Genomic DNA, 11,813 nt, shown 5'->3' with positions numbered 1-11,813 from the left:
CTTTGTCAGTCGAAGATCGGCGCTGAAGGCTGCGGGGCTTCCTTCGCGCGATGAGGCGCTTCTCGACTGCGCGAAGCGGGGCAAATTCTCGACAGGCTCGAACCGAACGGTTGATGAGGCGTCGCGAGCAGACGCTCGCCGTAGATTATTCCTCGAAACCGAGCCGTTCGGCCCATGGCTTTAGGATCGCAAGCGCAGGCGCGAGCTGCGCTTCGTAGCGGCGCCACTGGCCGCGACCGTCATACAGGCCGCGCCGAACCTGCAGAGCGCTCGCCGTGCCGACCCCGCGCGAGCGCGCGGTCTTGTCGAAATCGAGGAACGCGTCGGTCCACGGGAGGCCGACGAAGGCGGCGAGCGCGCGAACGGTCGGCTCGAAATCGGTGACGAGCCGGTCGTAGCGCAGATCATGGAAAGCCATGCCGAGCCGCTCGCGGGACAGTTCGACGAGCCCGGTCAGCGCGCCATAGTGGCGGGCGGCTTCCTCGAGATCGCTGAACGCATAGGAGGCGGTCGAGGGCGTGAAATTGATCCGATAGCAGCTCAGCACGACATCGCGCGGATCGCGGCGCATGACGACGATGCGCGCGTCGGGAAACAGCCGCGCGGCGATCGGCAGGCGGATGCCGTTGAATGGGTTCATGTCGACGAACGTCTTGCCCGCGACGGAGCCCGCCATGCGTTCCACGCGCGCCCAATAATCGGCGCGCAGGCGATCGATCAGGTCGGGATCGAGCGCGTCGAGATCGGGCATCGATCCGTCGTTGAACAGCAGCACTTCGTCCGTCCCGCCGAACGTATCGCGCTCCTCCAGCGCAATGACACCCTCCGCACTGGCGAGCACATTCTCCACGAGCGTCGTGCCCGAGCGGGGATAGCCGAGCAGCAGGACATGCGTCGCGGCCGCGTGCGGCAGAGCCGTGGCGGGATAGAGGCGGGGCGGGGCTTCGGCCGCGGCGACCTGGGCGGCGATGCGATCGACGAAGGCGCGGTGCGAGAGGCGATCGGGCGACGGGCCGAGAAGGGAGCGATAGCGGTCGGCGAAATTGGCCTGTGCCTGCTGCCAGGTCGCGAAGGCGTCGCTGGTGCGATCCTGCTTGTCGAGCGCGTCGCCCAGCAGCGTCAGCGCGCGCGTACGATCGTCGGCGTCGAGCGGCGCGGCGAGCAGGTGGCGCAGGCGGACTTCGGCGGCGGCGCCGTCGCGTGCTTCGATGGCGAGCGTGGCGAGCGCGAAGGTCGCGCCGGGCTCGTGCGGGTTGGTCGCGAGCGCGCGTGCGGCATGGCTTTCGGCCGAGCCGCGATCACCGCGTTTGGCGGCGCCGTCGGCCAGCTTGCCATGCGCCGGCGCGAGCGAAGGATCGAGCGCGAGCGCGCGCGCATAGCTTGTCGCGGCATCGGCTTCACGGCGCAGCCCATCCAGAACATAGCCGCGTTCCAGCCATGCGGCGCTATGGCGCGGCTCGGCAGTGACGACCTTGTCCAGCACGGCCAGCGCCTCGTCGAACCGCCGCTCCTTGCGCAACACCGCGCCGATCGCGGCGACGATCATCGCGTCGCCAGGTGCGAGCGCGAGCGCGCGTTCCAGCAGAGCATGCGCGCCGCCGAAATCGCCCGCCTCCTCGCGCGCCCAGGCGGCAAGGTTGAGCAGCATCGGATCATTGCGGCCGGCGGCAAGTGCCGTCTCCGCCAGCGTGGCGGCGCGGACGATGTCATTGGCCGCGAGCGCCTGCTCGATTTCGGCGAGCGGGCGCGGTCTGGCGGGCGCTGGCGGTCTCTTCACTCGGTTCGACATCACGGGCCTTCTAGCGGACCTCGGTTTGCGCTAATATCCGGAGAAATCGAATAGGAAAGTCACGATGACGACGTCGCTTCTTCTGTTTCTTGCCCTAGCTGCTGCCGATCCGACGACGGGGACCGCCGGGGCTCCGCCCGCACCGGCGCGCGTTGCGACCGCCGAGAAATCGGCGGATGCGACCGATAAGGTCATCTGCAAGAAGTTCCTGGAGACGGGATCGCTCGTCAAAGGCTATCGCGTCTGCAAGACGAAAGCGGAGTGGCAGCAGGGCCGCGACGACGTCCGCAAGACGATGACGATGACCGGCCAGATGTCGTGCGCGAGCGGCAATGGCGGCGCCTGCTTCCAGTAAGGCGCGCGTCAGGCGCCGTTGCCGTCGCCGGAATAGACGTCGATCGCGCCGAACAGGGTCGTAAGCCCGGCGCGTTCGGCTTCGGTCAGTTCGGGGCGCCAGATCTCGAAGATCAGCACGGTGCGCGTCTCGGCGCTGTCGTTCCAGGCCTCATGTCGGATCGAATCGTCGAAGATCATCATCTTGCCCGCCTCGACCGCGCGAATCGTGTTGCCGACGCGCAATCGGCAGCCGTCCGGCACGATCAGCGGCAGATGACAGATCAGCCGCGTGTTGAGCATTCCGTTATGCGGCGGAATATGGGTGCGCGGCTTCAGCACCGAGAACATCGCCATCGGCGAACGCCCGTCGATGCGCGGTAGAGCCAGCGCGTTCAGCGCGGCGAAGGTCTGCGGGCAGCGCGCGGCATTTTCCGCCACCGGCATGCCGTGGCGGAAGAAGTGGAACGCGCTCCAGCGCGGATCGCCGAGCAAGGGATGCGGCTTGGCGGGGCGATCGGGATCGGCGGCGACATAAGGCTGCAGGCCCTGATCGGCGGCAAGGACGGCCTCCAGTTCGGCACGGATGAGCGGAGCCCGCGCTTCGAAATCGGCGACCCAGGCGAATTCCTCACGCTCGAAAAAAGCGCGCTGTGGAAGCTGCGGATAATAGAAATTGGTCGGCTGCTGAAGCTGGACCTCGGCTTTGCCGGTCAGCAGATCCAACGCTTCGGCGAAGCGAGGATGGATACCGGCGGAGACGCCCGCCTCGGCAAACTTCCTCTCCATATGATCGGCGAAATCGCGCCCGACGGATTCGATCTTGCGCTCGGCATCGCGCAGCGCGTCCAGCAGATCGGGCGGAAGCTGCCCCGCGCGCGGCGCCTGCATGAGCGCAGCCTGATACCAGGAGACGGCGGCGCGCGGATCGCCCGCCTTGGTGACGAGATCGCCGCGCATCAGCAGCGCATACAGATTGGTCGGCTCGTCGCGCAGCACCTGATCCAGCGCGCGATGCGCAGCGGGCGCGTCGCCCATCATGGTGCAGGCCTGCGCGAGCAGCAGGCGCAGCTGGTGGCTGCCGCGGCCCTCCTCCTCGATTTGCTCGAACAGCCGACGCGCCTGCGCCGCGTCGCCCGCGCCGAGCGCGGCGACGCCCATCTCCCCCATGCGCTGGAGATCTTCCTTCATGCGTCGCGATCCTCGATCAAAGGGAAGGGGCCGTCGAGGCGGATGCCCGCGGCATCGGCCACCGCCTGCGCCCAGACGATGACCTTGTCGATCTCGCCGGCATGCAGCGCAACGCCCGCATCCTCCTCCGCCGCGCGCTCGGTCGCGCCGAAGCTGGTGCCGGACTTGGAATGGCTCGTGAAGGCGGGGCCAGCGACGATCCCGCCCAGTTCGGCCTCCGAAAGCGGCATCCCGAAGAGCTGCCCGAGCGCCGCCATCGCCGCGCGCGGATCGGCCATCAGCGTCGCGCTGTCGATCGTGCGGATGCGCGTGCGGCCGAACCGTTCGGCGACGCGTGCGAACAGGGCCTGCTGCGCGAGCCAGCCGACGGCAGCGACCTGGAGATCGGTCTGGCCCAGATGATCGCGCGGCGAAAAGCCGAGATCGACGAGCTTGTCGTCGAGCAGGCCCAATAAAAGTGTCCGCACCCACAGTCGCCCATCCAGCCCCTTGCGCGCGATCGAGCCGAGATAGGTACGCAAGGGCGCGTGGAGCAGCAGCGCATGCGCGTCGGGCCGCAGCGTCAGGATCGGCGCGAGCAGCGCGTTGACCGCGTTGGACGGCTTGACGACGACGCGCTCGCCAGCGCCGAACGGGCGGGCGAGCAGCCGCAGCGCGTTGTCCAGAACCTCGGCCATGTCGGGCCCCTGGCCGCCGCGCCGTCGCCAGCCGATGATGTCGTTGAGGATCACCGGCTCCTTCAGCCCCATCGACCGGCCGGGCAGATCGAAGGCGCGCGCGACCAGCGTCGAGCAGCAGAAGGCGGAATGGAAGACGAAGTGGATCGGCGCGGCGCTCGGCGCGGCGGCGATCGCATCCTTGCGGCGGACGACGATCGGATCGAGCCCCGAGGGCAGATATTCATCGGTGAGGAAAGTAACCTGGCGCTGGACCGCGCGCGAGACGGGCAGCAGGTGCACGGCATCGTGGCCGGGATCGTAGCGATGGGCGATCCACTCGGGATTGCGCGCGGCCTCCTCGATCGAGCGGGGCGGGGCGGGGGACGGCGCCTGCGGCATCGCCTCCATGTCGCGGGCGCGGAAGGATTTGTCCACCGCGTAACTTTCTGTAAGCTCCCGCCCAGCTCGGGGGGGCATCATGAAAACGAACGATACCGGCCATCTGGTCGGTCAGGCGACACAGGCGCAGCGAGCAGGACGGGTCGATGAGGCGGCGCGCCTCTTCCATCGGGTGATCGCCGAATGCGGGGAACATCCTGTCGCGCTCAACGCGCTGGGCATGCGGGCGCTCGTGAGGGGACGGCGGGAAGAGGCCGTCAATCTGTTCCACCGCGCGATCGCGGCCGATCCGCGCGCCCCCGATCTGTGGATGAACCTCGCCAAGGCGAAGCGCGAGCAGGGCGATGCCGCGGGCGAGCGTGCGGCGCTGGAGGGCGCGCTCGCGATCGACCGACGCCATTTCATGGCGCTCGTGCGGATGGCCGAATTGCTCGAGCGGATCGGCGACGAGGCTGAGGCCGCCGGGCACTGGTCGGGCGTGCTGGCGATGGCCGAGGGTGTCGAAGAGCGGACGCCCGCGCTCGAGAGCATGCTGGCGCATGCGCGCGATCGTGTCACGGCATCGCAACGGGACTTTGCGGCGGCGATAGACGGCGGTCTCTCGGAGGCGCTCGGCCGACTGGCGCCGAGCGAGACGCGCCGCGTGACGGCGGCGATCGATCATGCGCTCGGCCGGCGGCAGATCTACGCCAATGAGTGCGCGGGGCTGCACGTCCCGTTCCTGCCAGCCGACGAGTTTTTCGATCGCGCGCATTTCCCGTGGCTCGCCGGGATCGAGGCGCAGACCGGGGCGATCCGGGCCGAGCTGGAAGCACTGCTCGCGGACGATAAGGCAGGATTCCTGCCCTATATCGCGATGGAGCCAGGCACGCCCGCCAACAAATGGACGCCGCTCGATCACAAGATGGACTGGGGCGCGCTCCATCTTTGGAAGGATGGCCGGCGCAACGATGCCGTCTGCGCGCGTGCGCCGAAGACCGCAGCGGCGATCGAGGCGCTGCCGCTTTCCGACCTGCCGGGGCGGACGCCGACCATATTCTTCTCCCTGCTCGAGCCCGGCGCGCATCTGCCCGCGCATACGGGGGTGAGCAATGTTCGGACGATCATCCATCTGCCGCTGATCGTGCCGCCGGGCTGCAGCTTTCGTGTCGGCGGCGAGACGCGCGACTGGGTCGAGGGCGAGGCCTGGGCGTTCGACGACACGATCGAGCATGAAGCCTGGAACCGATCGGACCGGCTTCGCGCGATCCTGATCTTCGACGTGTGGAACCCGCACATCCGCGAGGAGGAGCGCGCCCTGCTCCGCCGCTTCTACGAAATCGCCGGTGGCGCCGGCCAGGGCGGCAATGCGGCGATCGGGCTTTCCGAGTGACGGGGCTCAGCGGGTGAGCGCAGCCCGCTGCAGGGTGGCGAGTATCGCGGGCGCGTCGGCGCCGTTCGCCGCCAGCCAGCGAGTCGCCTGATCGATCTCGCCGCCGAGCGATCGAGCGAGTTCGGCCTTGCGAGCCAGCCGGTCTTCATTGGCGAAGGCGACGGCCGGGTTCTTCGAGTAGGTCGAGAAGAGCGGCCCGCGGACGATCGCGTCGGCCTCGCCCGCCGTCATCGGCGCGCCGAGGCAGAGCGAAGCGGCGAGCAGTGTCGGTGCCGGATCGGCGAAGAAGATCTCGGCGTCGAGCGCGCGCGCGTTTGGCATCGTCGCCAGCGCGGCGGCGAAGGCGCGCAGCTGGGCGAGCCAAAGCAAGGCCGCGCGCTCGGGATCCGCGAGGCTGGTGGTGTCGCCGAGATAGGGCGCGAGCTGGGCCGTGACGCGCCGCAGCCAGTCGCGGTGGTTGTCGCTCCGCAGGATCGCCGCGAGATAGTCGTGGAGCGTCAGATAGAGGAAGATCGTGCCGGCTTCGCGATCGCGCGCGGCGAGATCGGGCAGCAGGAAGTTGACCGGGACATTGGCCTTCACGATCGTCGGCAGATCGGCGCGGTATCGCTTCGAAGACATCGCCGTCGCGAGCGCGAAGCGCTGCGGATCCGGAAAGACCGCCGCCTGGCGCAGCGCGAGCGGCTCGCGCAGCACCAGATTGGCGTCCGGCCGGTCCAGCGCGCGCGCCAGCAAGGTCGAGCCGCAATGCGCGACGTGGAAGATCCAGCTCGTCCGTTGCGGAGCCGGAACCGGCAAGAGCGCGGCGAGCGGCAGCCGCATCTCGCCTTCGCCGGCCGGGGAAATCCGCCCGTCGAGGAAGATCGAGCGATGATAAGCGGCGCGGTCCATCGGCAGCAGCACCGCCGCATCGCCATCGAAACTGTGCAGATAATGGTCGGGCGAAGCGAGTATGTCGTCGATCGTCAGCGCCATGATCGAGGCTATAGCTAGCGGGCGCGTCTGCCGCTATCCCCCGGCCGTCATGGCGACCATCCATCTGCCCCGGCTCGGGCAGCCCCACGTCCTTGTCGAAGCGGCCGGCGAGCGCAGCATCCTCGATCTCGATCGGGAGGCGATCATCGCCCTCTACAAGGACCGCGGCGCGCTCCTCTTCCGCGGATTCGGTGCGGATGCCGCGCAGTTTCGCGACTTCGCCTGGGGTTTCTGCGCGACCTCGGTGTTCAACGAAAGTCCGGGCCGCCAGCCGATCGAGCCCGCGCGCAATATTCACACCGTCGACGGCGGCGTGGGCGCCTTCTCGCTCCATCCCGAACTGTCGCGCGAGCCGTGGAAGCCCGACATCGCCTTCTTCGCCTGCCTCTCGGCGCCGAGCCGGGGCGGGGAGACAGTGATCTGCGACGGGGTGGAGATGGTCCGCGCCATGCCGGCAGCCGTGCGCGAAGGGCTGGCGGGGCGGAGGCTCCTCTATATCAAGCCGACCTGGCCCGAGTTGCTCGATTATTGGCTTGGCACGCCCGAGCCGAGCGATGCCGAGCTGACCAAGACCTCGGCCGATTGCCCGTACAGCTTCCACCGCGTGCATGGCGATATCGTGCGCGTCTTCTCGCGGCCCGCTCTGCACCGGCCGATGTTCACCGACGCGCCCGCATTCGGCAATTTCCTGCTCTTCGCGCGCTTCAACAACGGGCGGCCCGATTTCCCGGTGCTGGACGACGGGCATCCGGTGCCCGAGGCCTGGCTGCAGGCGATCCGGGGGACGGGCGAGGGGATCAAGGTCGCGGTCCAGTGGCGGCCGGGCGACGTGCTGATGCTCGACAATACGCGCTTCATGCATGGGCGGAACGCGATCCTCGATCCCGGAGAGCGGCTCATCGCGACCTTCTTCGGCTATGTGGACTTCGCACGGCCCGATCCCGAGGAGCCCGCACATGCGCGCTGGCGCCGCCCCGGTTTTCGGCCGCCCCTGCCGCCGCAGCTCGCGCGCTAGGGAAGCTGCGGGTTCCCAGCCGGCTCCGCTGTCCCTATCACCCGCGGGAATGAGCGAAGAAACGGACGACGCACCTTATTCCGGCCGTATCGTCGGCAACGAGCATCGCTTCGCGGTGCGCATCTATTATGAGGATACGGATGCGGGCGGGGTCGTCTATCATGCGCGCTATCTCGGCTTCTTCGAGCGCGCGCGCTTCGACATGCTCACGCGCGTCGGGATCGACTTCCTCGCCACGCTTGCCGCCGACGGCAGTGCCTATGTCGTCGCCGAGGCGGAGCTCAAATATCGCGCACCGGCCCGGCTCGGCGATGCGCTGACCGTGGTCAGCAGCGTCGGAAGGATCCGCAGTGCGGGGGTCGTCGTTCATCAACGGGTCATGCGAAATGACCAAGTCGTCGTCGAAGGGCGCGTGGCGGTAGTCTTCGTCGGGCCCGACGGGCGGCCGCGCCGCCAACCCGAGGCATGGATCACGGCCTTCGAGGCCATCAGCGGAGGAGCGGAAGCGCGCCGATGAACGAACTGACCGTTTCGATGAACCAGGCGTCGATCTCGCCGCTGGCCCTGTTCCTGCACGCCGATCTGGTCGTGAAAATCGTGATGGCGGGGCTGCTCGCCGCGAGCCTGTGGACATGGACGATCATCTTCGGCCGCGGCCTGAGCCTGGCGGGCGTGGCCAGGAAGGACGCGGCGTTCGACGCCGATTTCCAGAAGGCCGCCGACATGGACAAGTTCCTGCGCGAGAAAGGCGGGCTCGATCTGCCGAGCGCCAAGGTCTTTCAGGCGGGTATCGAGGAATGGCGCCTGTCCACCGCGGGCAAGAAGATGGACCCGGAAGCGACGCGCGCGCGGCTCGCCAGCGCGATGGGCACCGCCGCGGCGACGCAGATCGATCAGCTCTCTGCAGGGCTGAACGTGCTCGCCACGATCGGCAGCGTCTGCCCGTTCGTCGGCCTGTTCGGCACGGTCTGGGGAATCATGCGCTCGTTCAGTGATATCGCCGCGAGCCAGAATACGAGCTTCGGCGCGGTCGCGCCGGGCATCGCCGAGGCTTTGTTCGCGACCGCGCTCGGCCTGTTCGCCGCCATTCCGGCGGTCATCGCCTATAACCGGATGACGCACCGGCTCGACCGGATCGAGGCGGGGCTCAACCGCTTCGCCGATCGCTTCCACCTGACGCTGAGCCGCGAGCTGGACGCGGAGGCCTAAAGCGTGGCGATGGGCCCCGTCAGCCGCAAAGGCCATGGCCGGCGCCGCGCGCCGATGGCCGAGATCAACGTGACGCCGCTCGTCGACGTGATGCTCGTGCTGCTGATCATCTTCATGGTCACCGCGCCGCTGATGGTCGCCGGCGTGCCCGTCAAGCTGCCGGAAAGCCGCGCAGGTGCGCTGGATCAGGACCAGAAGCCGATCCAGGTCTCGCTCGACAAGGACGGCAAGATCTTCGTCGACGAGGATCAGGTCGCGCTCTCCGCTCTGCCGCAGCGGCTGCAGGAGAAGGCCGCCGGCAAGAAAGGCGCGGATGCGCCGCAAGTCTATCTGCGCGCCGAGACGACGCTCGATTACGGGCAGGTCATGCGCGTGATGGGCGAGCTCAACCATTCGGGCTTCAACAAGGTCGCGCTCGTCACGACGGGCGGCGAGCAGGCGAAATGACGGTGACGCCATCTCATCTCCCCTCCCTGGAAGGGCGGGCCTGGGGGTGGGTTGGCCCGTTCGATGCGCCTGCGTTCGTTACCTACGGCGGGCAACCCACCCCCGACCCCTCCCTTCCAGGGAGGGGAGAAGGGAAGGGCGCTCGTGGATAGGGCCGACGGCAAGGGCATCGGCTTGGCGATCGTCGCCCACGGCCTGCTGCTCGTCGCGCTGACGATCGGCATTTCGCGCCGCGTGCCGCCGGTTCGCCCCGCGCCGCAGACGATGGACGTGCAACTCGTGGACGCGGTCGGGCTGCAATCGGCCGCGCCCGTCCCCGCGACCGAAGCACCGCAGGAGCAGACCGCGCCCGATGCCGGGCCCCCGGAGGAGGCGCCCGCGCCGTCGCCGACGCCCGAGCCGGTGCCGTCGCCGCCCAAGCCGGTCGCCGAGCCGACGCCCGCGCCGCCGCAGCCCAAACCGAAGCCCGCACCGGCGCCGTCGCCGAAGCCGGCCAAGGAACCACAGAAGCCGCAGCCTGCGGCCAAGGCGCCCGCCAAGACCGAGGCCAAGCCGCCGCAGCGGCTCAGCTCGGATTTTCTGAAGGATCTCAGCTCGGCAGCGCGCAGCGAGGCCAAGGGCGCCTCGGCAGGCAAGGGCCAGAAGACCACCGGCAGCAAGCTCGGTCCCGATTTCCTGAAGGGCATCGCCTCGCCCTCGGCGGGCAAGGGCACGAATGCGCGCGCCTCGATCACCGGCGCGGCGATGAACGGGCTCGCGGCTGCCATAAAAAGGCAGGTCCAGCCCTGTTATGAACTGGGCGCATTGGGTGGTACGCCGGCGATGCAGATCGTGACGGTGCTACAGCTTCGCTTCAACAAGGATGGTTCGGTCGCATCGGCGCAGGTGGTGGAGCAGACCGGCGTCGATGGATCGAACGCACGCTACAAGCAGCAGATGGCGGAGGTGAGCCGCGCGGCCGTGCTCCGCTGTTCGCCGCTGCGACTGCCCGCCGAGCTCTATGAGGGCGGATGGCAGAATATCGAGATGGGCTTCATACCAAGGCAGATGCAGTGATGATCCTACGCAACATCCTCCTCGCAGCCGCGCTCGCGCTGCCAGCCACCGCGCAGACGCCCGCGCCCGATGCGCCGCCGCCCGCGGCCACCGGCGCCGCGCCGATCCGCGTCGACATCACCGGCGGCATCTCGCAGCCGATGCCGATCGCGATCCCCGTGATGCCGACGCCGGCCGCGACGAGCACCGCGGCGGGCAATACGGACGCGCTCGGCGCGCAGGTGTCGCAGGTCATTTCCGGCGATCTCAAGGGCAGCGGGCTATTCACGCCGCTCGGCGCCGGGCAGCTCCGCCCGGTCGCTTTCCCGCAGGTGACCGCGCCCGATTATAGCGGCTGGCTGACGACGGGCGCGCAGGCCCTGATCCAGGGCTTCGTCCAGGCCAATGGCGACGGCACGCTCACGGTCGGCTGCTACCTCTACGACGTGTTCGCCAAGCAGGAGCTGACGCGGCAGGGCTTCGTCGTGAAGCCTTCCGAATGGCGCCGCGCGGCGCACAAATGCGCGGACATGGTCTATACCCGCCTGACCGGCGAGGGCCCCTATTTCGACAGTCAGGTGATCTACGTCTCGGAGACGGGTCCGAAGGTCCGCCGCGTCAAGCGGCTGGCGATCATGGACCAGGACGGTGCCAACCACCGCTTCATCACCAACGGCCAGTCGCTGGTGCTGACCCCCCGCTTCGCGCCGAACCGGCAGTCGGTCGTGTTCATGTCGTTCGAGAACGACCGCCCGCGTGTCTACACCTACGATGTCGGCTCGGGGCGCAAGCGGCTCGTCGTCGACGGCGCAGGCACGACCTTCGCGCCGCGCTTCTCGCCCGACGGGCGCTGGATCCTCGTGTCGATGATCGTCAACGGCAATTGCGACGTCTACAAGGTGCCTGCCGGGGGCGGCACGCCGATCCGGCTGACGACCTCGCCCGGCATCGACACCGGCGGCAGCTTCTCGCCCGACGGATCGCAGATCACGTTCGAGAGCGATCGCTCGGGCGGGCAGCAAATCTATGTGATGAACGCTGACGGATCGGGCCAGCACCGGATCAGCTTCGGCGGCGGCCGCTATGCGACGCCGGTGTGGAGCCCGCGCGGCGACCTGATCGCCTTCACCAAGATCAGCGGCCGCTTCAACATCGGCACGATGAGCCCCAGCGGGCAGGGCGAGAAGATCCTGTCCAACGGCTGGCAGGACGAGGGCCCGACCTGGGCCCCCAATGGCCGCGTCATTCTCTATTTCCGGACCGGACAAGGCTCCGGCAAGGCCGACCTGTGGTCGGTGGATCTCACGGGCGTCAACGAACATCCCGTTCCGACGCCGCTCGATGGATCCGATCCCGCCTGGGGACCGTTACTCCCCTGAAACGTTCCAT

The 11,813-nt window shown here is 68.5% G+C and carries 12 protein-coding genes; 8 read left to right on the top strand and 4 right to left on the bottom strand.

Annotated elements, in window-relative coordinates:
• Positions 1-145: 145 nt before the first annotated feature.
• Positions 146-1,777: a tetratricopeptide repeat-containing sulfotransferase family protein gene (locus Q4F19_RS02785; protein ID WP_303539609.1), complete on the bottom strand. Its 1,632-nt coding sequence runs from the start codon at positions 1,775-1,777 to the stop codon at positions 146-148.
• A 76-nt stretch (positions 1,778-1,853) separates the two neighbouring features.
• On the opposite strand from Q4F19_RS02785, the gene Q4F19_RS02780 reads away from it, so the two are divergent.
• Entirely contained in the window at positions 1,854-2,144 is a 291-nt protein-coding gene (locus Q4F19_RS02780) for a hypothetical protein (protein WP_303539608.1), read from the top strand.
• Between the two features lie 8 nt (positions 2,145-2,152).
• On the opposite strand, the gene Q4F19_RS02775 is transcribed toward Q4F19_RS02780, so the two are convergent.
• Positions 2,153-3,313, bottom strand: a complete 1,161-nt coding sequence (locus Q4F19_RS02775) for an aspartyl/asparaginyl beta-hydroxylase domain-containing protein (protein ID WP_303539607.1) — start codon at positions 3,311-3,313, stop codon at positions 2,153-2,155.
• Positions 3,310-4,407, bottom strand: a complete 1,098-nt coding sequence (locus Q4F19_RS02770) for a hypothetical protein (protein ID WP_303539606.1) — start codon at positions 4,405-4,407, stop codon at positions 3,310-3,312. Before Q4F19_RS02770 ends, Q4F19_RS02775 begins: the two co-directional genes overlap by 4 nt.
• Positions 4,408-4,450: 43 nt before the next feature.
• Here Q4F19_RS02770 and Q4F19_RS02765 point away from each other — a divergent pair, with 43 nt between their 5' ends.
• Positions 4,451-5,743 (top strand): aspartyl/asparaginyl beta-hydroxylase domain-containing protein, encoded by a 1,293-nt coding sequence (locus Q4F19_RS02765; protein WP_303539605.1) that lies wholly within the window; start codon positions 4,451-4,453, stop codon positions 5,741-5,743.
• Between the two features lie 6 nt (positions 5,744-5,749).
• Here the strand turns inward: Q4F19_RS02765 and Q4F19_RS02760 are convergent, their stop codons facing one another.
• Positions 5,750-6,718, bottom strand: a complete 969-nt coding sequence (locus tag Q4F19_RS02760) for a hypothetical protein (protein WP_303539604.1) — start codon at positions 6,716-6,718, stop codon at positions 5,750-5,752.
• A gap of 49 nt (positions 6,719-6,767) precedes the next feature.
• Between Q4F19_RS02760 and Q4F19_RS02755 the strand changes: the two genes are divergently transcribed.
• From Q4F19_RS02755 to tolB, 6 genes are all read left to right on the top strand, one after another.
• Positions 6,768-7,733, top strand: a complete 966-nt coding sequence (locus tag Q4F19_RS02755; RefSeq protein WP_303539603.1) for a TauD/TfdA family dioxygenase — start codon at positions 6,768-6,770, stop codon at positions 7,731-7,733.
• A 49-nt stretch (positions 7,734-7,782) separates the two neighbouring features.
• The gene (locus Q4F19_RS02750) at positions 7,783-8,250 is read left to right on the top strand and encodes a YbgC/FadM family acyl-CoA thioesterase (protein ID WP_303539602.1); all 468 of its coding nucleotides are present in this window, start codon (positions 7,783-7,785) and stop codon (positions 8,248-8,250) included.
• Entirely contained in the window at positions 8,247-8,942 is a 696-nt protein-coding gene (gene tolQ, locus Q4F19_RS02745; protein ID WP_303539601.1) for a protein TolQ, read from the top strand. The genes Q4F19_RS02750 and tolQ overlap by 4 nt, the downstream gene beginning before the upstream one ends.
• A gap of 3 nt (positions 8,943-8,945) precedes the next feature.
• Positions 8,946-9,389, top strand: a complete 444-nt coding sequence (gene tolR, locus Q4F19_RS02740; RefSeq protein WP_303539600.1) for a protein TolR — start codon at positions 8,946-8,948, stop codon at positions 9,387-9,389.
• Positions 9,390-9,533: 144 nt separating this feature from the next.
• Positions 9,534-10,445, top strand: coding sequence for a hypothetical protein (locus Q4F19_RS02735; protein ID WP_303539599.1), 912 nt, complete (start codon positions 9,534-9,536; stop codon positions 10,443-10,445).
• Complete coding sequence (gene tolB, locus Q4F19_RS02730) at positions 10,445-11,803, top strand: Tol-Pal system beta propeller repeat protein TolB (RefSeq protein ID WP_303539954.1); 1,359 nt, start codon at positions 10,445-10,447, stop codon at positions 11,801-11,803. The genes Q4F19_RS02735 and tolB overlap by 1 nt, the downstream gene beginning before the upstream one ends.
• Positions 11,804-11,813: the final 10 nt, after the last annotated feature.

The organism is Sphingomonas natans (genome assembly GCF_030546695.1).
GTDB lineage: Bacteria > Pseudomonadota > Alphaproteobacteria > Sphingomonadales > Sphingomonadaceae > Sphingomonas_I > Sphingomonas_I natans.
The sequence above is the reverse complement of the archived record's forward strand: the minus strand, read 5'-3'. Positions and strand labels throughout refer to the sequence as shown.

Coding starts and splice junctions, on each gene's coding strand:
- Q4F19_RS02755 (WP_303539603.1), top strand. CDS start 6,768: ATGGCGACCATCCATCTGCCCCGGCTCGGGCAGCCCCACGTCCTTGTC.
- Q4F19_RS02765 (WP_303539605.1), top strand. CDS start 4,451: ATGAAAACGAACGATACCGGCCATCTGGTCGGTCAGGCGACACAGGCG.
- Q4F19_RS02750 (WP_303539602.1), top strand. CDS start 7,783: ATGAGCGAAGAAACGGACGACGCACCTTATTCCGGCCGTATCGTCGGC.
- tolQ (WP_303539601.1), top strand. CDS start 8,247: ATGAACGAACTGACCGTTTCGATGAACCAGGCGTCGATCTCGCCGCTG.
- Q4F19_RS02775 (WP_303539607.1), bottom strand. CDS start 3,313: ATGAAGGAAGATCTCCAGCGCATGGGGGAGATGGGCGTCGCCGCGCTC.
- Q4F19_RS02760 (WP_303539604.1), bottom strand. CDS start 6,718: ATGGCGCTGACGATCGACGACATACTCGCTTCGCCCGACCATTATCTG.
- Q4F19_RS02780 (WP_303539608.1), top strand. CDS start 1,854: ATGACGACGTCGCTTCTTCTGTTTCTTGCCCTAGCTGCTGCCGATCCG.
- tolB (WP_303539954.1), top strand. CDS start 10,445: ATGATCCTACGCAACATCCTCCTCGCAGCCGCGCTCGCGCTGCCAGCC.